This is a genomic window from Thalassospira sp. CH_XMU1458 (assembly GCF_037027205.1).
In the GTDB taxonomy this organism is placed as follows: Bacteria; Pseudomonadota; Alphaproteobacteria; order Rhodospirillales; family Thalassospiraceae; genus Thalassospira; species Thalassospira tepidiphila.
The window spans coordinates 1157422-1178251 of the sequence record NZ_JAYMDW010000001.1; the positions used below are offsets into that span (position 1 = coordinate 1157422).

Genomic DNA, 20830 nt, shown 5'->3' on the forward strand with positions numbered 1-20830 from the left:
GGCCCCGATATGAAGATCCTCGCTGGTAACAGTAACCGCCCGTTGGCTGAGGCAATTGCTGACCATCTTAATCTGCCGCTTACCCGTGCAGATGTTAAGCGTTTCTCTGATGAGGAAATCTGGTGCGAAATACAGGAAAACGTCCGCGGTGAGGACGTTTTTGTCATTCAGAGCACCTCTTATCCCGCAAACGACAACCTGATGGAACTGCTGGTGATGCTTGATGCGCTGCGCCGCGGTTCGGCGCGTCGTATCACGGCTGTTATGCCGTATTTCGGCTATGCCCGTCAGGACCGTAAATCGGGCCCCCGTACCCCGATTTCGGCGAAGCTGGTTGCCAACCTGATCACGGTTGCCGGTGCAGACCGCGTTCTGACCATGGATCTCCATGCCGGTCAGATTCAGGGCTTCTTCGATATTCCGCTTGATAACCTGTTTGCATCGCCGGTTCTGACCAGCGACATCCGCAACAAGTTTGACGGCCAGAAGCTGGTCATTGTCAGCCCGGACGTTGGCGGTGTGGCCCGTGCACGTTCGGTTGCAAAACGTCTGGATGCGGAACTGGCCATCATCGACAAACGTCGTCCGCAGGCGGGTGTTTCCGAAGTCATGAACGTCATTGGTGACGTCAAGGACGCGGCATGCATCCTGGTCGATGACATCGTTGATTCTGCTGGTACGCTTTGCAATGCGGCCGGTGCGCTGAAAGAACGCGGTGCATCGTCGGTTGCGGCCTATGTTTCGCATGGTGTTCTGTCGGGTCCGGCGGTTGAGCGTATTGCCAACTCCCCGATGACCGAAGTTGTTACCAGTGACTCGATCAAGGCATCCGATGCGGTGCGTGATTGTGGAAAAATCAGACAGCTTCCGATCGCACCGCTGATGGCAGAAGCCATCCGCCGCATTTCGGAAGAAAAATCTGTTTCCGTTCTTTTCGATTGAGGGTATAAGGCCCTCGCTGCGGTGGCACCCCTGGAGGCCACCGCACTTGTTTTCGCAGGCTTTCAGCGGTGATTCTCACCAACCTGCGGGGACAAACTACTTTTAGTTCAAGGAGATTTTCCGATGGCAAATTCTGTTATCACTGCGGAAATCCGTGAACGGGCCGGAAAGGGGGCCGCCCGTGCCGTGCGTCGTGCCGGTATGGTCCCTGGTGTTATCTATGGTGCAAAACAGGAAGCTGTTCTGTTCCAGGTTGACCCGCGTCCGCTTTGGAAACTTCTGCATGCGCCGGGCTTCTATTCCCACGTTCTGACCGTTCAGGTTGGCAAAGAGAAATACGAAGTTCTGCCGCGCGACGTTCAGTTCGACAAAGTATCTGACGAAATTCTGCACGTTGACTTCCTGCGCTTCTCCAAAGGCCAGACGATCAACGTTGAAGTTCCGGTTCGCTTCGTAAACGAAGAGAAATCCCCGGGCCTCAAAAAAGGCGGTGTTCTGAACATCGTTCGTCACGACGTAGAAGTTCTTTGCGCACCGTCTGCAATTCCGGAAGAGCTGGTCTTTGACCTGACCGGTGTTGAAGTTGGTGACTCGATCCACATTTCGGCGATCAAACTGCCGAAAGGTGTCGAGCTTACGATTACCGATCGTGACTTCACGGTCGCAACCGTTGCTGCGCCGTCTGCTCTGCGTTCGGAAGAGAACGAATCTTCTGACGAAGAAGGCGAAGAAGAAGCAGCGACCGAAGAATAAGATCGAGGTCTTACGATGTTTCTGGTGGTTGGATTGGGAAACCCGGGATCGGGATATGCCGCCAATCGTCACAACATTGGCTTCATGGCGGCGGACGAACTCGTCCGCCGCTATTCTTTTGGTCCCTGGCGCAAGAAATTCCAGGGCCAGATTTCCGAAGGTGAATTGAACGGCCAAAAGGTTCTGGTTCTGAAACCGGAAACCTTCATGAACCTTTCGGGGCAAAGCGTTGGCGAAGTGCTGCGCTTTTACAAGATTCCGGTCGAAGACGTTATTGTCCTGCATGATGAGCTGGACCTGCCACCAGGCAAGCTGCGCGTCAAACGCGGCGGCGGCCATGGCGGCCATAACGGTTTGCGATCGATTGACGCCCATTGTGGCAAGGAATATCGCCGCGTTCGTTTGGGCATTGGTCATCCGGGGGAAAAGTCCCGCGTGCATGGTCATGTGCTTGGGGATTTCTCCAAGGCCGAACAGGATGGCTGGCTGATGACGCTTCTGGATGCGGTGGCCGCGGAATTCGGACGCCTGACCAAGGGCGATGATGGCGGCTTTATGAGCAAGGTTTCCGCCATTGTTTCACCGCCCAAGCCAAAGGCGCCGAAAAAAGACAAACCGGCTGCTGACAAGCCCGGGGGCGATAAGGGCAAAAAGGGCGAGAAAGACAAAGATGCATCAACCGAGCCGCAGGCAGGTGAAGGCATCAATGATCTTTCAGGGGCGGCAAAGGTGCGGCTTGAGCGCGCCGATACCCCGGTAAGTAATGCAGCCTCGGCCATGGCCGAAGCGCTTGCCAAGGCATTTGGCAAAAAGAAATAGTCTGGTTTGCACATACGCAAACCGATCCTGATAAACAGAAATTCAAGTGACGGAGCCCGGAAAGATGGGATTCAAATGCGGTATTGTCGGTCTGCCTAACGTTGGTAAATCGACCCTTTTTAACGCCCTGACCCAGACGGCAGCAGCCGAGGCAGCAAACTTCCCGTTCTGCACGATTGAGCCCAATACCGGTCGTGTCAGCGTTCCGGACGAGCGCCTTGACAAGATCGCGGCAATCGCAAATTCGGCCAACATCATTCCGACCCAGTTGGAATTTGTCGATATTGCCGGTCTGGTCCGTGGTGCATCGAAGGGCGAGGGCCTTGGCAACCAGTTCCTTGCCAACATTCGTGAAACCGATGCCATCGTGCACGTGCTGCGCTGTTTTGAAGATGATGACATCACCCATGTCGACAACTCGGTCGATCCGGTCCGGGATGCGGAAACCATCGAAACCGAACTGATGCTGGCCGATATGGAAAGCCTGGAAAAACGTATTCCGGGTTTGCAGAAAAAGGCGCGTTCGAACGACAAGGACGCCAAGCTGGCGATGGATCTGATCGAACGCGCGCTTGAAGTGCTGCGTGAAGGCAAACCGGCCCGCGTGGTCGAGATTGACGGCGAAGACGAAGCCAAGGCGTTTCGTATGCTGCAGCTTCTGACCAGCAAGCCGATCCTTTATGTTTGCAATGTCGATGAAGACAGTGCTTCTGAGGGCAACGAACTTTCAGCCAAGGTTGCCGCCATGGCCGAGGCACAGGGTGCACGTTCGGTGGTGATTTCTGCGGCCATCGAGGCGGAAGTTGCCCTGCTTGACAGTGCTGAAGACAAGAAAGAGTTCCTTGAAGGTCTTGGTCTTTCGGAAACCGGCCTCGCGCGCATCATTCGCGAAGGCTACAAGCTGCTTAATCTTCTGACTTTCTTCACGGTCGGTCCGAAAGAGGCACGCGCATGGACGGTGTTCAAGGGCGCGACCGCCCCGAATGCAGCCGGTGTCATTCACACCGATTTCGAGCGCGGCTTCATTAAGGCCGAAACCATCGCCTATGACGATTTCATCGAATTTAACGGTGAAGCGGGCGCGCGCGATGCTGGCAAGCTGCGTCAGGAAGGCAAGACCTATATCGTCAAGGACGGCGATATCTTCCACTTCAAATTCAACGTCTAAGCACCCGCTTTTTCGGAATTATTCCAAAGGCCACCGTAAATTGCGCGGTGGCCTTTTGTTTTGGTCGGGCTGTTTTGGTGACGCAGGGCTTGTCAAAACGGCGTGGTGCGGTCTACCTTCGCTAATGCAGCAATGAGGACCGCATGAACGACCTGAGCCCGAAAAACCGCATTCTACTTGTTTTCAATTCTGCCACCGGACAGCCGGGGCGGTTGGGAACGGTGCTGCGCCGCTACGGGTTTGAGTTCGATATTCGCCGTCCCGGCGAAGGGGACCCGCTTCCGACTGATCTTGGCAAATATCATCTGGTGGTCGTGTTTGGCGGGCCGATGAGTGCCAATGATGATCATCTGGATAATGTGCGTGCGATCATGAACTGGTTGCCGCATGTGGTGGCCAGTGATGCGATGTATCTGGGCATTTGCCTTGGCGCGCAAATGATGGCGCGCCATCTTGGTGCGGATGTTGTGCCCCATCCCGAAGGCATGACCGAAATCGGTTATTACCCGGTGCAGGCGACAGAAGCAGGCGAACACCTGTTTCCAGATGAACTGATGGTTTATCACTGGCACAGTGAAGGGTTTGGTATTCCCGACGGGGCGGAATTGATTGCGACCGGCCCGACATTCCCCCATCAGGCCTATCACATTGACGAGCGCATCTGGGGCATTCAGTTCCACCCGGAGGTGGATGACGAAGCCCATGAACGCTGGCTTTCGAATGCGGCCGACAAGACCGACCGCCCGAACGCCCAATGCCCCGATACCCAGCGGGCCGGGCGGGCGAAATATGATGCAGCCTTCGGGGCGTGGTTTGAACGCTTTGCCGAGAAGGTTCTGGTCAAGAACCGCATGTCCTGCGATGTCGGGCAGAGCAGCTAACGGCCAACCTCAGACGGCCAGCGTATCTGCGCGTGCTTCCGACAGCCAGTTTTCGATGGCTTGGGTGTTAAGGGCCAGCGCATCCGCATAACCGCCATGGAACGCATCCCATGCAGCGCGATATTCATCGCGCACCCCGACCAGAACCGGAATTTCCAGATCCAGCGCGCGTGAAATCACATCACGCAGCCCGCGCCCCTCGGCCTCGCTTCGGCCAAATCGGGCAATGATCAGAATATCGGATCCGGCTTCTACATCGCGGGCAAGCTGCGCGGCCAGGGTGGAAAGCGCATCACCATCCAGCTTGCAACCCTTGGCCATTTTGCCACGGTTTTTCGTGATCGGCATTTCATCGCCACTGCGCAGATTGCGGACATGCACCAGGGTTCCGCAATCGGCATCCTTGCGGCGTTTTTGAACGTATCCGGCAACCGACTTGCCGTTTTCCAACATGGTGTCGGCAATCCCGGCCAGAAGATCATCAATCTGGTCTTTGGGCTGAAAGGCAATACCGGCCAGCATGGATCAGAACCGATCAATCACGGTAACGCCGGTCGAGGAGAAGCTGTCCATATTCATAAGCGCCGTTGCCCCCTCTGCCAGGGTGACGCGATCGGCAATCAGTTTTTGCGGGGCAAGCTTGCCAGACAGGATCATGTCGAGCATCGCGTCATAGCGAAATGCCTGCATGCCGTGGCTGCCAAGGATTTCAAGTTCATGGGCAACGACGCGATCCATCGGCACCTTGGCATGGGCATGATCACCGGTCATCAGCCCGATCTGAATATGTTTGCCGCGCTTGCGCAAAGATGCGACCGAGTTAAAGCAGGTCACGGCACTTCCAAGTGCATCGACCGACACATGCGCACCACCCCGGGTGATGTCCTTGATCGCGGCCGGGATGTCATCGATTGCGCGGGCATTCAACACCGCATTGGCGCCGATTTCTTTGGCGAAGTCGAGCTTGGCATCGTCAATATCGACCGCGATGACATAGGCACCAGCGGCCGCGGCAATCATGATCGCCGACAGGCCAACACCACCCGCGCCATGGACGGCGACGCTTTGACCGGCAGAAACCTTGCCCTGATCAATCACGCCGCGGAAACTGGTGGCAAAGCGACAGCCGAGGCTTGCCGCCGTCGCGAAATCCATTTCATCGGGCAGGCGGACAAGGTTGGTGTCGGCGTAATCAATCGCGACATATTCGGCGAAGCTGCCCCAGCCGGTAAAGCCCGGCTGGAATTGATGATCGCAAACCTGATGATTGCCGCTATGGCATTCCGGGCAATGACCGCAGCCCGATACGAACGGGACGGTGACACGATCGCCTTCCTGCCAGCGTTTGATGTCCTTGCCGACCGCGACGATGGTGCCGGCAAATTCATGGCCCGGCACATGGGGGACCTGAACATCGGAATCATGGCCCATCCAGCCATGCCAGTCACTGCGACACAGGCCGGTGGCCTCGACCTTGATGACCACACCGCCATTTTGCGGGGTCGGGTCGGCGACATTCTGAACCTCGATCGGGCCCTGATAGTCGGTGAAGTAGGCTGCGCGCATGACGGTATCCTCCTGGGACGATATTTTTTCTTTGGCCTAAGTATCGTCCTTGTTGCGGTCCGGATGCAAGCGGACAACTTTCGGGACGCCAACCGATGGTTTGGATTTTGGTTTTGGTGACGATTTCGGCTGATAGCGGCCCCACGGGGATGCATCGCGCTCCTCGCCCTCTTTGCCCCAGGGCCCGCGCTGATCGCGGCGCATATTGGCACGTTTGGCAGCGCGCTCTGCCTCGTAGGCAGCCGCCCAGGGCGGGATGTTCGATGTGCTGCCGCGCGTTTTGCGGCCGGGGCGATAGATGCCAAAGGCCGGTGCGGGGGAGCCATCATGCCACAGCGGCACATTGCGATGCTTGAAGAGTGGGATCAGGGCAACACCTGCGACAAAGCCCGCGATATGGGCAACCCATGCAATGCCACCGCCGGCACCACTGCCGAAATTGATCACCTGAGTGATAAACCAGAAGCCAAGCACGACCACGGCCGGAACATAGAAGATAAACACCCAGAAGAACCACACCAGCACGCGCGCCTTGGGATAAAGCAGGAAATAGGCGCCGAGCACCCCGGCAAGCGCACCGGATGCGCCGATCATGGGAATTTCTGACTGGGTATCAAGCAACCCGTGCCCAAGGGCAGCGGCAACGCCACAGGCGAGATAAAAGATCAGAAAGCGGAAATGACCCATCGCATCTTCGACATTGTTCCCGAAGATCCAGAGATACAGCATATTACCACCCAGATGCATCCAGCCGCCATGCATGAACATGGCTGAAAAGATCGACAGGAACCCGAAACCGGCCGGGAAGGGCGAAAAACCCGGTGGCAGTTCGGCATGACCAAACAGCACAGCCGGGATCGCACCATATTGCAGGTTCACAAGTGTGGCTGCGCGCGGATCAAGGGTGACGGTGCCGAGAAACACCACGACATTGATCGCAATGATCGCGTAGGTGACCCATGGCGTGATGGTGGTCGGGTTGTTGTCCTTGATCGGCAGCATTGGCTATGTCTGTTGTCTGTGTCCTAAGTGGTACGGCGGGCAACGGGCTGCCGATCAGGCGACGACGGCCTGATCACGCGGGGCAAGGCGATCACGCAGGTAGGCCGCCAACTGGCGATATTCCAGCTTGCGGGCCGAACTGCGCCGCCAGACCATGCCAATGCGCCGGATCGGCACCGGATTTTCGAACGGAACGATCTTAAGCAGATCCGGCCGACGGGCTTCGACTTCAAGCGACATTTCCGGCAACAGTGTGGCACCGATGCCGGCCCCGACCATCTGAACCAGGGTTGAGAGACTGTTGGCCTGGAAATCAGCCGACTTGTTCCAGCCAGCCTTCTGACAGACTTCAAGCGCCTGATCGCGCAGGCAGTGCCCGTCTTCAAGCAGCAGGAGTTTTTCATCCTTGATGTCGCTGATTTCGAGATACTTTTTGTGCGTCAGCGGATTGTTCGGCGCACAGGCAAAGACAAAGCGGTCCTCGAACAATTCGAACTCTTCAAGCCAGTTTTCATCAATCGGCAGCGCAATCAGGGCAAGGTCGAGTTTGCCGGCCATCAGAAGTTCCACCAGCTTGGCGGTTTGGTCTTCGCGCAGAAGCGGCTGCAATTTCGGGAAGCCCGCCTTGAGTGCGGCCATCACATCAGGCAACAGATAGGGACCGATGGTCGGAATGACACCAATATGGATCGGGCCCGAAAGCGGGTCGGAGGCGGCCTGCGCCATGGTGGTTAATTCATCGACTTCCTGAAGGATATTTCGCGCCCGCGAGACGACCTCTTCACCGAGTGGCGTCATCAGGACCTGACGCTTGTTGCGTTCGACCAGTTGGGCGCCCAGAAGGTTCTCAAGCTCGCTTATCGCAGCCGACAAACTTGGCTGCGTAATGAAGCAAGTCTCTGCAGCGCGGCCAAAATGTCCGGTTTCGGACAGCGCGACAAGGTATTTGAGCTGCTTGATGCTTGGTTGGGCAGCCATAAATTTTTCCTATCAAGAATCCAAGTTTTATCTATTTGTCTTAGGTAATGCATTTCTCTACAAATCGCTAGCAAGCAGTGCATTTTTTGCAACTGCACACAAAAGTTTTTGCGGCCTGTCGGGGGCCGCTCGTTGTTTTTACAAACTGGGTTAGGAGTAACCATAATGCTTACCGTTGGTGATACGCTTCCAGAATTCAATCTTACCGGCGTTTCGGGCAAAACCCCGGACAGCTTCGCACCGGTTACCGACAAGTCCTATGAAGGCAAATGGAAGATCCTGTTCTTCTGGCCGAAAGACTTCACCTTTGTTTGCCCGACCGAGATCGTTGGTTACGGCGAACTGAATGGTGACTTCGAAGACCGTGACGCGGTTCTTCTGGGTTGCTCGACCGACACCGACTTCGTGCACGCTGCATGGCGTACCCACCACGAAGACTTGGGCGACAGCCCGTTCGTATGGCTGGCTGACGAGAAAAAAGAACTCTCGACCGCCCTTGGTGTTCTGGCGAAAGACGCCGGTGTTGCACTCCGCGCAACCTTCATCATCGACCCGGACAACATCATCCGTCACGTACAGGTCAACGACCTGAACGTTGGTCGTAACCCGCAGGAAGCGCTTCGTATTCTCGACGCCCTGCAGACCGACGAACTTTGCCCGTGCAACTGGAACCAGGGCGACGAAACCCTGTAAGTCCAGTCCGGACCTATTTGTGGGATCGGGCCTCGGCCCGGTCCCGCCTTTCAGCCTGTGACTTTTGCCGACTTGCGCATTGTGCGCCCGACCAAGTGCGGCACTGCCACGGCTGACAATCCCCCCATTCGTTTTTGAATTACGCGTTTATCGTTTCAGACAGCTTCAGAGGATTTTTTCCATGACGTCGATCGTTGAAATCAAGGACTCCATGCCGGCCTATGCCAAGGACCTTAAGCTGAACCTTTCGAGCATGGCCAACAATCCGGGCATGACCGACCAGCAGGTTTATGGCACTGCCCTTGCGTGTGCCTTTGCATCGCGCAATGCCAAACTGACCAAGGCCGTTGCCGCAGAAGCAAAAGAAAAACTGACGCCTGAGGCGATTGAAGCTGCCAAGGGTGCGGCTGCCATCATGGGCATGAACAACATCTATTACCGGTTCAACCACCTGGTATCGGATGAAGAATACAGCACCATGCCGGCCCGCCTGCGCATGAACATCATCGGCAAGCCGGGCATTGATAAGGCCGATTTCGAACTGTTTTCGATCGCGGTTTCGGCGATCAATGGTTGCGGCATGTGCATCGATTCCCATGACAAGGTGCTGAAGAATGCTGGCGTTAAAAAGGAAACCATCCAGAACGCCATCCGCATCGCATCGGTTATTCATGCGGTTGCGGTCGTGATTGATGCCGAGGATGCATTGGCTGACTAAGCCTGAAATATTCGGGCAATCGCCCAGCAGAAAGCCCCGGTCACCTTATGGTGCCGGGGCTTTTGTTTTGCGTCGATTTGGGCGAGTGCCGCTAAGCTGATGCGGGTACTGCAAGGCCGAGATGATTGAGGCTGGCCTTGATCACCTGATCGGGTTGATCGAAATGCGGGATGTGGCCGCAGTCCTTGATCAGCATTTTGGTGACCGGGCCGCCGGTATTGGCACAGATGGTGTGGACTTGTTCGTCGCTGCCGAACTGGTCGTCATCGCCCTGAATGACCAGAAGCGGGCAGGTGATGTTGGCAAGCTCATCCACCATGTTCCAGTCACGGAATTCCGGTTGCCGCCATGTATCGACCCAGGCGCGGAAGACATCATCGGTCTGGGCAAAGTGATGGCGTTGCAGTTTGGTTTTCCAATCCGTTGTCGCATAGATTTTTGCCGCCTCGGTAATGCCGGCAACCGTGACATCCTCGACAAAAACATGGGCGGCCTCGGAAATCACTGCCGTTACGTTGTCCGGGAAGCGCGCGGCGTATTTAAGCGCAATGGTCGCCCCGTCGCTATGGCCAAACAGGATCGGTTTGGCGAGGCCCAGTTCCGCGATCAGGCCATGCAGATAGACATCGCTTTCGGTGTTGTGGAAATCAATCGCGCGCGGGATATCATCAACCGCGTGCGGGTCGGATTTGCCATGGCCGCGCCGTTCATAGACAACCACCGGATGGCGGGTCGCGGTCGCCAGTTTGGCCGGGAAATCGCGCCACATGCGGATCGTGCCAAGGGCCTCGTGCAGCATCAGGATGGTTGGCGCATCGGGGCGGACGTCCTCGGGGATGATCTGCTGACATGACAAGCTGATACCGTTCACGGTGGCATAGAAATTTTCGATCTTCATGTGAGGGGCAATCTTTGTTGGGGCGTGGTTTGGATGATTTATCGGTAATTCGGTGCGTAATTATTTAATTGTGATCATGACCAAAAAAACAGGGCCCGGCAAGTGCCGGACCCTGTTTGATACGATTTAATCCCGAAGACTGGGACAGCAGACCTTACTTCAGGGCTGCGCACGCACGTTTGATGCGTTTGCAGGCTTCGGTCAGGGCATCGTCCGAGGTCGCATAGGAAATGCGGAAATACGGTGCCAAGCCGAATGCCGAACCCTGAACCGCAGCAACGCCTTCTGCCTCAAGCAGGTAGGTGACGAAGTCGGTGTCGGTTTCGATTTTCTTGCCATCCGGAGTGGTTTTGCCAATTGCGCCCGCGCAGGACGGATAGACATAAAACGCGCCTTCAGGCGTCTTGCAAGACAGGCCTTCGCATTCGTTGAGCGCGGCAACCACAAGGTCACGACGCTTTTTGAACACTTCTGCCCGTTCTGCCAGGAAGTCCTGCGTGCCGTTGAGTGCTTCGACCGAAGCAGCCTGACTGATCGAGGAAGTATGCGTGCTCGACTGCGACTGGACCTTGTTGATGGCCTTGATCAGCTCGACCGGGCCTGCGGCATAACCAAGGCGCCAGCCGGTCATGGCATAGGATTTCGACACACCGTTACAGGTCAGCGTGCGGTCTTTCAGCTTCGGCTCGACCTGGGCGATGGTGGTGAATTCGAAACCGTCATAGACAAGGTGCTCATACATGTCGTCGGACATGATGTAGACGTTTTCATGTTTCAGAAGCACGTCGGCAAGCGCACGCAGTTCGGCGCGCGAATAGGCCGCACCGGTCGGGTTCGACGGCGAGTTCAGAACAACCCATTTGGTTTTCGGCGTGATCGCGGCTTCAAGTTCGGCAGCGGTGATTTTGAAGTCGTTTTCTTCCTGGCATTCAACAATGACCGGAGTGCCTTCGGCCATCAGCGCCATGTCCGGATAGGATACCCAGTAAGGTGCCGGAATGACGACTTCGTCGCCCGGGTTCAGGGTCGCGAAGAACGCGTTGAACAGGGTCTGCTTGCCACCGCAACCGACGGTGATTTCGTCGATGGTGTATTCCAGATCGTTTTCACGCTTGAACTTTTCGACAATGGCCTTGCGAAGCTCCGGCGTGCCGGCGACCGGAGTGTATTTGGTCTTGCCAGCGTCAATCGCCGCTTTGGCAGCTTCTTTGATATTGTCGGGGGTATCGAAATCCGGCTCACCTGCGCCAAGTCCGATCACATCAACGCCAGCAGCCTTAAGTTCGGCAGCCTTGGTGGTGACAGCAATGGTGGGAGAGGGTTTGATACGGCTCAAACGGTCGGCAATGAACGCCATTGGTCTGTTTCCCTGGAAATTATGAGAAGTGAAAAGAATCGTGTTCTTTCGGTTCGGACCCTACGCCTGCCTTAATTCCAATTCAAGGCTGTTTAGGGCCTTCTGCGGGTTCTTTGGGATGATTTTATCCAATTTTGCAGCCTTTCAGAAGTCCGAGCGGAAAGAACTGTTTTGCAAACGTGCCAAAACACCCGTTGTTCCCGGATTTACATCCTGACGTCTCCTGACACTTCCTGACAGGAACTGTCAGGGCGGGGGCTTGCGGTTGGGCGTATCTGACCTATAACTAGGGTTGGAATGAAAAGGGATCTGCCCGATGAATGCGCTACCGGAATTTTTGACCAAACGTCGCCCGCCTGTTGAAGGATCACGGGAATTCAAACTGGTGACCGAATACGAGCCCGCCGGTGATCAGCCGCAAGCAATTGCCGAGCTGATGGCCGGTATCGGTGAGGGCGAGCGCGATCAGGTTCTGCTGGGCGTGACCGGGTCGGGCAAGACGTTTACGATGGCAAACATCATCGCCAAAACGCAGCGGCCAGCATTGGTTCTGGCCCCGAACAAGACGCTGGCCGCCCAGCTTTATGCCGAGATGAAGCATTTCTTCCCGGATAATGCGGTGGAATATTTCGTTTCCTATTACGACTATTACCAGCCGGAAGCCTATATCCCGCGATCCGACACCTATATCGAAAAAGACAGTTCGATCAACGAGCAGATCGACCGGATGCGCCACGCAGCCACGCGTGCGATCCTTGAACGCAATGACTGTATTATCGTGGCGTCCGTTTCGTGCATTTACGGTATCGGGGCGGTGGAAACCTATCTTGAGATGACCCAGCGCATTTCGGTTGGTGACGAGGTTGATCGCAACGACATCATGAAGCGTCTGGTGGAGTTGCAATACACCCGCAATGATGCGGCCTTTTCGCGCGGCACTTTCCGGGTGCGCGGCGATGTTTTGGAAATCTTCCCGGCCCACGCCGAGGACCGGGCATGGCGGGTTTCGATGTTTGGCGACGAGGTCGAGGAACTGGCGGAATTTGATCCGCTGACCGGGCACAAGTTCGCCAGCATGGACTCGGTCACGGTTTATGCAAATTCGCACCACGTTACCCCGCGCCCGACGCTGGTACAGGCGATGGCCGGCATCAAGCAGGAGCTTAAAGACCGTCTGGCGCAGTTCCAGGCCGAGGGCAAGTTGCTGGCGGCCGAGCGGATCGAGCAGCGCACGACCTTTGATCTGGAAATGATGGAAACGGTCGGCCACTGCAAGGGGATTGAAAACTATTCCCGCTGGCTTTCGGGTCGTAATCCGGGGGAGCCGCCGCCGACCCTGTTTGAATATTTGCCGGAAAACGCATTGCTGTTTGTCGATGAAAGCCACGTGGCTGTGCCGCAAATCGGCGGCATGTATCGCGGGGACTATAATCGCAAATTTACCCTGGCGGAGCATGGCTTCCGCCTGCCGAGTTGCGTTGATAACCGGCCGCTGAAATTCGAGGAATGGGAAGCAATGCGCCCGCAAAGCGTGTTTGTTTCCGCGACCCCGGGTAACTGGGAAATGGAACGCACGGGGGGTGTGTTTGCCGAACAGGTTATTCGCCCGACGGGTCTGATTGACCCGGTCTGTATCGTGCGCCCGGTTGAAACCCAGGTTGATGATTTGCTGGGCGAGGCCAAGCAATGTGCCGCCAAGGGACAGCGTGTTCTGGTTACCACCCTGACCAAGCGCATGGCAGAGGATTTGACTGAATACCTGCATGAGCATGGCGTGCGTGTACGTTATCTGCATTCGGACATTGATACGCTGGAACGCATCGAGATCATCCGTGATTTGCGGCTTGGCGTGTTTGACGTTTTGGTCGGTATTAACCTTCTGCGAGAGGGGCTTGATATCCCGGAATGTGCGCTGGTCGCGATTTTGGATGCGGATAAGGAAGGGTTCTTGCGTTCCAAGACATCGCTGGTTCAGACGATTGGCCGTGCGGCGCGTAACGTTGAAGGTCGGGTACTGCTTTATGCTGACAAGATGACCGACAGCCTCGAATACGCGATTGGCGAAACCAACCGCCGGCGTGAAAAGCAGATGGCCTATAACGCGGAACATGGCATCACGCCGGAAACCGTGCGGTCGCGAATTAACGACGTCCTCGAAAGTGTTGCCGAACAGGATTACGTCACGGTTGATACCGGGGTGTCGGGCGACATCATGGTTGGCCATAACCTGCGCGCCCATATCGAAGACCTTGAAAAACGCATGCGTGACGCGGCCGGGAACCTTGAGTTCGAGGAAGCAGCCCGTCTGCGTGATGAGATCAAACGCCTTGAGGATCAGGAACTTGGTTTGGCTGAGGCCGGGCCGATGGCGCGCACCATTGGCACTGTTGGCCCCGGGTCAAAATCGGCCAATAAACCGAAATACAAAGGGCGCCGTAGAAAAGGGGCCTAGGATATTTAGAAAATTACAAATACAGGTTGCATTCGCCGTTGAGAATATTTGTCGTGATCACATATAACAACAGCAACACAGATCGCTGTGTGATCGCTATGGAGAAGACTTGATGCGGCGTTTGAAAGCCTGGAGTTTGGTCTTCACGGCGTTCCTGCTTGGGGCAGGATGGTTTGGCAACGAGGTTGCCGCACGTACATTGATCGTCGCGATCAATGATGCCCCGCCTTATCGTATTGTGACCGAAACAACTGATGAGCCGGTCTATAGCGGCATCTATGTTGATGTCGTGCGCGAAGCCGCCCGACGTGCGGGGATTGACCTTGTGTTTCAGGTGGTGCCGTTCAAGCGTGCACTTTTCCTGATGGAGAGCGGGCAGGCGGACCTGATGCTTGGTCCCAATCGCACCGAAGATCGTTTGCAATACATGTATTATTTCGGCGCAGCCCTGCCGAGCGAGCCGAAGGTGATTTATACCGGCGCACTGGATGCCAATGTGATCGAGATCGAGGATCTTGAGCACAAATTGACCGGAGTGCTGCGCGGGGCCAGTTATGGCTGGCAATTTAGCGAGGCGCCCTATATCCGGTTTGTCGAAGCTGCGGATTACGAGACGCTATTTCGGATGCTTGATCTTGGGCGGATTGATGCACTGATCGCACCGGAGCTTCTTGCCATTGCCCATATCCGCAAGTTCGGACCATTTCGGATCAAGCGATCTGATTTGTTGTTACAGGGAAAGCCATCTTTCATCGCGATATCGCGCCAGTCGGACTTTTTCACCGATGGCAGCTTTACCGTACTTGAAAAACACCTGATCGATATGCGCCAGGACGGCACCTTTGAAGAAATCTATGGCCGGTACGCGAATACGGATTCGTAACGTGTCCGATGGCCAACAGAATCGCCAAGAAAAAAGCCGGTGTCGTAAAACACCGGCTTTTGCGTTTGGGCGCTACGGGCGTGCGGGTCACATAAACAGCCGTTCGTTTTCCATGCCCTTGTAGATATCGGCAACAAAATCGCCATAGCCGTTATAGATCCGGGTGGGGACGCTTTCGCCGTTATTAAGCAGCCGTTCATAGGCCTGCGACCAGCGCGGATGCGGGACTTCCGGGTTAACGTTGGCCCAGAAGCCATATTCATCGGCGTTGATGTCTTCCCAGAAGCTTTTCGGGCGCGTGTCGGTGAAGGTGAACCGCACGATCGATTTGATGTTTTTAAAACCGTATTTCCACGGTGTGACCAAACGCAACGGTGCGCCGTTTTGTTTGGGCAATTCTTCTCCGTAAATGCCCGTGGCAATCATGGTCAGTTCATTGGTGGCCTCGGCCATCGTGAGGCCTTCGATATAGGGCCACGGATACCAGAACTGACGCAGGCCCGGCATGGTGTCCTTTTGGCTGGCGGTTTCCATTTCGACATATTTTGCGCCCGACAGGGGCTTGGCGAAATCAACCAGTGCCTTCATCGGGAAACCGGACCAGGGCACGGTCATCGCCCAGGCTTCGACACAGCGGAAGCGATAGACGCGCTCTTCGAGCGGCATCTTGCGCACAAGTTCTTCGAAATCAATTTCAATCGGTTTTTCAACCAGCCCGTCGATCACCACGGTCCAGGGACGGATGCGCATGGCTTGCGCTGCTTGCGAGATCGATTTGTGCGATCCGAATTCATAGAAGTTGTTATAGGTCAGCGCCTTGGACTTTTCGGTCATTTCGCGTTCGACCGTGTAGGCCGGGTTGCGATCCACCGGATAAAGATCGGCAGTCGATCCCGATCCTTGGGCCAATGCAGAGCCAAGCGGGAGGCTTGATGCTGTTGCGCCGATCGATCCGGCGGCGATCCCCTTAAGGAATTGACGGCGGTTTTTATAGATCGATTCCGGCGTTGCGTCTCGTTCGGGGATTTCCCAACCCTTTTTGCGGCGTATCAGCATGTCGTCCTCCAATTGCGCGGGTTTTCTAAATGTCCTTTGAAAACCGGCTTTGGGCAAGTCACGGCTCGGTGATCAGCGGGTGAAACCCTGATCATTTCCGGTTACTACCCGTTTTGTACGGGCGAAATTGCCGATCTGATCCTTGATCAGGCACGGGTGCCATCCTATGACAGTGAAACACAAATGCGCGGCGCGGATCGAATGGGGCCGTCGGATCGCGACAAAACAACAAATAGGGGTGCCAAATGGGTGCAATGATCGACAAGGCCAGACAAGCAATCGACAAGGTCAATCAACTTGGCGAGCTTAAGGACAAGATCTTTACCGAGTTTGACTTTGAGCGGATTTTAAAGGCTGCTGCCGAGGCGGAGCAATATTGCGCGCAAAACCCCGGCGCAGCACTTGCCGGGATGCTGGTATCGGTCAAGGATCTTTATGACGAGGCGGGCGTTGTCACCACGGCGGCATCCGAGCTTTTGAAGGGGCGCGCACCGGCCGAGGCCGACAGCGAATGCGTGCGTCGCATCAAGGCTGCTGGGGCCATTCCGTTTGGCCGCACGACGCTGAGCGAATTTGCCTATTCCGGTGTCGGGCTTAATCCGCATTACGGCACGCCGGGCAATATCTTTGATGCAGAGGGTATTCCGGGCGGGTCGACATCGGGCGGTGGATTGACTGTGGCGCACGGGATCGTGGATCTGGCGCTTGGCACGGATACCGGTGGCTCGATCCGCATTCCATCGGCGATCAACGGGCTTTATGGCATCAAGCCAAGCCGCCTTTTGGTGCCGGGCGCGGGTATTCATCCGTTGGCCAAAAGCTTTGACACGCCGGGGCCGTTGGCGGGCGATCTTGAAACTGCCATTCGTGCATTTGAAGTCCTGACAGACATCACCGTGACACCGCCGGAAGACGCGGCAAAATCGCTTCGCATTGGCGTGCCGGTGAATGCGTTTGTCGATGGGCTCGATGACCGGGTGAAGGCAGACTTTGCAATGATCTGCGCAAAGCTGAAAGAGGCCGGGCATGAGCTGATCGAGATTGATTTTGCTTTCATCGCCCAGAACGCGATCCTCAATAAGATGCTGGTGTCGTTTGAAGCGCACCGGATCTATGCCAAGGATTTCGCAAAGCTTGAAACCGTCGGTGACCCGCGCGTTTTGTCGCGGATGAAGTTTGCCGATACGCTATCAAGTGATGAGGTGATCGACGCCTATGCCAAGCGAACCGATATCGTGTCAATGTTCGGGGCGGCGATGGCGGATGTTGACGTCATGATCGCGCCGACCTTGCCGCGCATGGCACCCAAGATTGCCGAGGTCGAAGCCGACTTTGACAACCTTAATGCCCTGATGCTGCGCAATACCGGTTACCTGAACCTGGTCGATGCCTGTGCGATGTCGATGCCGGTTCAGATCAAAGGCGAGGTTGCACCGGCCGCCCTTATGATCGGGGCGCCCCATGGACATGATCAGGCGATCCTGGCTGCGGCCCGGTTGATTGATCCGCTGTTTGCCGGAAGAAGGTGACTGAACAAGAAGGCGGCCCGGAAGTTCCGGGCCGCTTTTGTTTAGAGGTCGAGCGTCAGGCGGCCGCTGCTTTGCATGCGGGAGACGCAAATGCACATCTGATCGTTTTGGGCCTTCTGGCTGTCGCTAAGATAGGCGTCGCGATGCGACAGATCGCCATCATGGGAAATCACAACCGATGTGCAGATCCCGCAATTACCCTTTTTGCAGTCGTAAAGCGGATCGATGCCTTCATCGATCAGGACATCCAGAACTGATTTGCCAACCGGGACTTCGAATGTCTGGCCGCTTTGCGCCAGATGAACTTCGAAACTGGTGTCATCAAGCTGGGCGGCAGGCGTGGTGAAGCGTTCATAATGAACATTCTCCGACGCCCAGCGATTGCGGCGCGCGGTATCAAGCACGGCATCAATCAGGCCGCCCGGGCCGCAGACATAAACGTGCTTTCCTGCTTCTGTCGTGCCAAGGATGCTAGAAAGGGACATGCTGCGTGACGCATCGCCGCCGTCGAAATAAAGCGCGCAGCACCCGTTGGCGGCGTCAAGGACCTCTGTCATCAGGGCCATGTCGGCGTGGTTGCGGCTGGCGTAATGCAGGACAAAATCCTTGCCGGCCTGTTGGAGCGCGGTCGCCATGGCAAGGATGGGCGTGATTCCAATGCCGCCTGCAATCAGGATGGTTTTGGCCGCACTTTCAACAAGCGGGAAGTCGTTTTGCGGCAGGTCGATTTCAAGGACATCGCCGGTTTTGACCTTTTGATGCATATACATGGATCCGCCTTCGCCGCCTTCTTCGCGCAGCACCGCGATCCGGTACAGATCGGCCTGCCCCGGGTTGATGATGGAGTAGGACCGTTTGACTGGTTGGCCGGCTGTGTCGGTGACGGTGAGTTTGATATGCGCGCCCGGTTCGGCGGGTGGCAGGCTTGCGCCATTTGTGGCAACAAGATCAAAACCGCGTATGCGGTCGGTCAGGTCATGGACCTGTTGAACGGTAACTTCAGGCATGGCGATTTTCCTTCCCAGGCCCCCGGATTTGCTCCGGGTGTGTTTGTCTGTTGGGCTTGACTGGATCCAGATTAGATCAATTGGATCCAATTTTGTCAAACCTGATGGGATCGGAAAATGCGAGGCAGGGTAGATTATGCGGTATCTTCGCGTTCGATGACGGTGAAGTTGTCGGGCATATCCTGTGTCGGACCAAGGATTTGCGTATAGCGCAATGCCGCATTGGCATGTTCACGCATCAGGGCTTCGGCGCGCGCGCCCTGGCCGTTGTCGATGGCATCGAAAATGATATGATGTTGCATATGGCTGAAATTGAATCGGCGGAATTCGCCAGTCATGTCGTCGCGGTTAAAGGCGATGGACGATACGGATGCAAATGGCAGGTGATCATTGCGTGACAGCGCGTCTTCGATGGCGATGTTGCGGCTGGCTTCAATGATGGTGTTGTGAAAGCGCATGTTGAAATCGTGATAGATTTCCATGTCCTCATCGGTCAGGAATCCCTTGGAAAACAGGGCGTCACCCGTGGACAGGCATTCGATCAAATGGCTGCGCGCCGGAAGGGAAATGCCGCGTTCACTGGCAAGGCGGGCGGCAAGTCCTTCGAGTACACCGCGCACTTCGATGGCATCGGCAATTTCGGTCGGGGTGATGGCACGTACCGTGTATCCGCGACGATCCCCTTTGCGCAGCAGGCCTTCCTGTTCGAGTGTCCGAAAGGCAATCCGGACCGGTGTGCGCGATACGCCAAGCCGTTCAGCAATCGGGATTTCTGCAACCCGTTCGCCCGGTGGAAGTTCCCCGTTGGCGATCATTTTCCGCAAGGTGATCAGGACGCGCTGGCCGTGTTTGCTCATGCCGTTTTCCGTTTTTGTGACTGCCGGGCGATCATAGTTCAGATCGAATTGTTTAAAAAGCATCTTGCCAAATTGGATCCAATTTGATTACGCTTAGAAGCATAACAAGAAATCTTGGTGGTAAAAATTCCACCTGCAAGCAACCTTGATTGGCCTTGCGCCAAGGGAGAGAAACATGTTCCTGCGTAACTTCTGGTACGTCGCAGGCTGGGATGGCGAAATTGGTCGCACCCCCGTCGCGCGCACGATCTGCAATGAAAATGTCGTTTTGTATCGCCGTGCCGACCGGTCACTGGTCGCACTTGAAGACAGCTGCCCGCATCGTCTTCTGCCGCTAAGCCAGGGCTATGTCGAAGGTGACCGTCTGGTTTGTGGTTATCACGGGCTGGAATTTGATGGTGATGGGGCATGCGTGCATATGCCCAACCAGCAAAGCATCCATCCCGAGGCCTGTGTGCGCGCCTATCCGGTGGTCGAGAAGGATCGCTTTGTCTGGGTCTGGATCGGCGACAAGGAAAAAGCTGACGAGGCGCTTGTGCCGGAAATTCCGCATGCGTCCGAAGACGGCTGGGTCTTTGATGGCGGTACATATGATGTGAAATGCGGGTATGAGCTTTTGGTCGATAACCTGATGGATCTGAGCCACGAGACGTATGTGCATCCGTCCAGCATCGGTCAGCTTGAAATCACCGAAAGCCTGCCGCAGACACGATCCGATGACGAAAGCGTCACGGTTGAACGCTGGATGGAAAACATCGTGCCGCCGCCGTTCTGGGCCAATAACTTGAAATCCAAGGAAGTCTGCGACCGCTGGCAGATCTGCACCTTTACCCTGCCATCCAATGTGATGATTGATGTCGGTGTAGCGCTTGCCGGGACCGGTGCGCAGCAAGGTGATCGATCCAAGGGTGTAACCGGCATTGTCGTGAACTGCATGACGCCGGAAACGGAAACCACGTGCCGCTATTACTGGGGCATGGTGCGCAACTTTGACATTGATGATAACGGGCTGACCCAAAACATCAAAGATGCGCAGGCCAAGGTGTTCTATGAGGATCTTGAAGTGGTCGAAGGCCAGCAGGCCAATATGCTGCGCCATCCGGAACGCAAGCTTTTGAACTTCAATATTGATGCGGGCGGTGTGCGTGCACGCCGTCTGATTGATCGGGCACTTGCTGCTGCGGCCGAATAACCAACGCATAAAAAGACAAAGCCGGATCCGAACCGGTCAAAGAACGCTACCAAAAGAGAGAGACGCTCAGTGCTGTGAA

General features: G+C 55.9%; 20 protein-coding genes. 11 read left to right on the forward strand and 9 right to left on the reverse strand.

Features of this window, described 5'->3' with window-relative positions:
• Positions 1-9: 9 nt before the first annotated feature.
• From WBY09_RS05285 to WBY09_RS05305, 5 genes are all read left to right on the forward strand, one after another.
• Positions 10-942, forward strand: coding sequence for a ribose-phosphate pyrophosphokinase (locus WBY09_RS05285; RefSeq protein ID WP_063088722.1), 933 nt, complete (start codon positions 10-12; stop codon positions 940-942).
• Between the two features lie 123 nt (positions 943-1065).
• Positions 1066-1695 carry a 50S ribosomal protein L25/general stress protein Ctc gene (locus WBY09_RS05290; RefSeq protein WP_064787368.1) on the forward strand — a complete coding sequence of 210 codons (630 nt, stop codon included), beginning with the start codon at positions 1066-1068 and terminating at the stop codon, positions 1693-1695.
• 15 nt (positions 1696-1710) lie between these two features.
• Positions 1711-2514: an aminoacyl-tRNA hydrolase gene (gene pth, locus WBY09_RS05295; RefSeq protein ID WP_336232170.1), complete on the forward strand. Its 804-nt coding sequence runs from the start codon at positions 1711-1713 to the stop codon at positions 2512-2514.
• 64 nt (positions 2515-2578) lie between these two features.
• Positions 2579-3682, forward strand: a complete 1104-nt coding sequence (ychF, locus tag WBY09_RS05300) for a redox-regulated ATPase YchF (RefSeq protein WP_336232171.1) — start codon at positions 2579-2581, stop codon at positions 3680-3682.
• A gap of 143 nt (positions 3683-3825) precedes the next feature.
• Positions 3826-4563, forward strand: coding sequence for a glutamine amidotransferase-related protein (locus tag WBY09_RS05305; protein WP_336232172.1), 738 nt, complete (start codon positions 3826-3828; stop codon positions 4561-4563).
• Between the two features lie 9 nt (positions 4564-4572).
• On the opposite strand, the gene WBY09_RS05310 is transcribed toward WBY09_RS05305, so the two are convergent.
• The 4 genes from WBY09_RS05310 to WBY09_RS05325 are packed head-to-tail and all read right to left on the reverse strand — an operon-like array spanning position 4573 to position 8109.
• A complete protein-coding gene (locus WBY09_RS05310; RefSeq protein ID WP_336232173.1) occupies positions 4573-5085 on the reverse strand; it encodes a DUF2478 domain-containing protein in 513 nt (170 codons plus the stop codon).
• A 3-nt stretch (positions 5086-5088) separates the two neighbouring features.
• Complete coding sequence (locus WBY09_RS05315) at positions 5089-6129, reverse strand: zinc-dependent alcohol dehydrogenase family protein (RefSeq protein ID WP_336232174.1); 1041 nt, start codon at positions 6127-6129, stop codon at positions 5089-5091.
• Between the two features lie 36 nt (positions 6130-6165).
• Positions 6166-7131 (reverse strand): rhomboid family intramembrane serine protease, encoded by a 966-nt coding sequence (locus WBY09_RS05320; RefSeq protein WP_336232175.1) that lies wholly within the window; start codon positions 7129-7131, stop codon positions 6166-6168.
• 54 nt (positions 7132-7185) lie between these two features.
• The gene (locus WBY09_RS05325) at positions 7186-8109 is read right to left on the reverse strand and encodes a LysR substrate-binding domain-containing protein (protein ID WP_063088730.1); all 924 of its coding nucleotides are present in this window, start codon (positions 8107-8109) and stop codon (positions 7186-7188) included.
• 165 nt (positions 8110-8274) lie between these two features.
• Here WBY09_RS05325 and WBY09_RS05330 point away from each other — a divergent pair, with 165 nt between their 5' ends.
• Positions 8275-8802 (forward strand): peroxiredoxin, encoded by a 528-nt coding sequence (locus WBY09_RS05330; protein ID WP_008889483.1) that lies wholly within the window; start codon positions 8275-8277, stop codon positions 8800-8802.
• Between the two features lie 181 nt (positions 8803-8983).
• A complete protein-coding gene (locus tag WBY09_RS05335) occupies positions 8984-9520 on the forward strand; it encodes a carboxymuconolactone decarboxylase family protein (protein ID WP_064787361.1) in 537 nt (178 codons plus the stop codon).
• Positions 9521-9611: 91 nt separating this feature from the next.
• Here WBY09_RS05335 and WBY09_RS05340 read toward each other — a convergent pair whose 3' ends face one another.
• Together WBY09_RS05340 and WBY09_RS05345 are read right to left on the reverse strand one after the other, a co-directional pair.
• Positions 9612-10418, reverse strand: coding sequence for an alpha/beta fold hydrolase (locus WBY09_RS05340; RefSeq protein ID WP_336232176.1), 807 nt, complete (start codon positions 10416-10418; stop codon positions 9612-9614).
• 154 nt (positions 10419-10572) lie between these two features.
• Positions 10573-11775, reverse strand: a complete 1203-nt coding sequence (locus WBY09_RS05345; RefSeq protein ID WP_296990420.1) for an aspartate transaminase — start codon at positions 11773-11775, stop codon at positions 10573-10575.
• Between the two features lie 316 nt (positions 11776-12091).
• Here WBY09_RS05345 and uvrB point away from each other — a divergent pair, with 316 nt between their 5' ends.
• Together uvrB and WBY09_RS05355 are read left to right on the forward strand one after the other, a co-directional pair.
• Complete coding sequence (gene uvrB / locus WBY09_RS05350; protein WP_336232177.1) at positions 12092-14227, forward strand: excinuclease ABC subunit UvrB; 2136 nt, start codon at positions 12092-12094, stop codon at positions 14225-14227.
• A gap of 112 nt (positions 14228-14339) precedes the next feature.
• The gene (locus WBY09_RS05355) at positions 14340-15110 is read left to right on the forward strand and encodes a substrate-binding periplasmic protein (protein ID WP_336232178.1); all 771 of its coding nucleotides are present in this window, start codon (positions 14340-14342) and stop codon (positions 15108-15110) included.
• A gap of 87 nt (positions 15111-15197) precedes the next feature.
• On the opposite strand, the gene msrP is transcribed toward WBY09_RS05355, so the two are convergent.
• Positions 15198-16166 (reverse strand): protein-methionine-sulfoxide reductase catalytic subunit MsrP, encoded by a 969-nt coding sequence (gene msrP, locus WBY09_RS05360; protein ID WP_063088734.1) that lies wholly within the window; start codon positions 16164-16166, stop codon positions 15198-15200.
• Positions 16167-16411: 245 nt separating this feature from the next.
• Between msrP and WBY09_RS05365 the strand changes: the two genes are divergently transcribed.
• Positions 16412-17695 carry an amidase gene (locus WBY09_RS05365; RefSeq protein ID WP_336232179.1) on the forward strand — a complete coding sequence of 428 codons (1284 nt, stop codon included), beginning with the start codon at positions 16412-16414 and terminating at the stop codon, positions 17693-17695.
• 41 nt (positions 17696-17736) lie between these two features.
• On the opposite strand, the gene WBY09_RS05370 is transcribed toward WBY09_RS05365, so the two are convergent.
• Positions 17737-18702: a PDR/VanB family oxidoreductase gene (locus tag WBY09_RS05370; RefSeq protein ID WP_336232180.1), complete on the reverse strand. Its 966-nt coding sequence runs from the start codon at positions 18700-18702 to the stop codon at positions 17737-17739.
• Positions 18703-18836: 134 nt separating this feature from the next.
• Complete coding sequence (locus tag WBY09_RS05375) at positions 18837-19559, reverse strand: GntR family transcriptional regulator (protein ID WP_040822962.1); 723 nt, start codon at positions 19557-19559, stop codon at positions 18837-18839.
• A 175-nt stretch (positions 19560-19734) separates the two neighbouring features.
• Between WBY09_RS05375 and WBY09_RS05380 the strand changes: the two genes are divergently transcribed.
• Positions 19735-20751 (forward strand): aromatic ring-hydroxylating dioxygenase subunit alpha, encoded by a 1017-nt coding sequence (locus WBY09_RS05380; protein WP_336232181.1) that lies wholly within the window; start codon positions 19735-19737, stop codon positions 20749-20751.
• Positions 20752-20830: the final 79 nt, after the last annotated feature.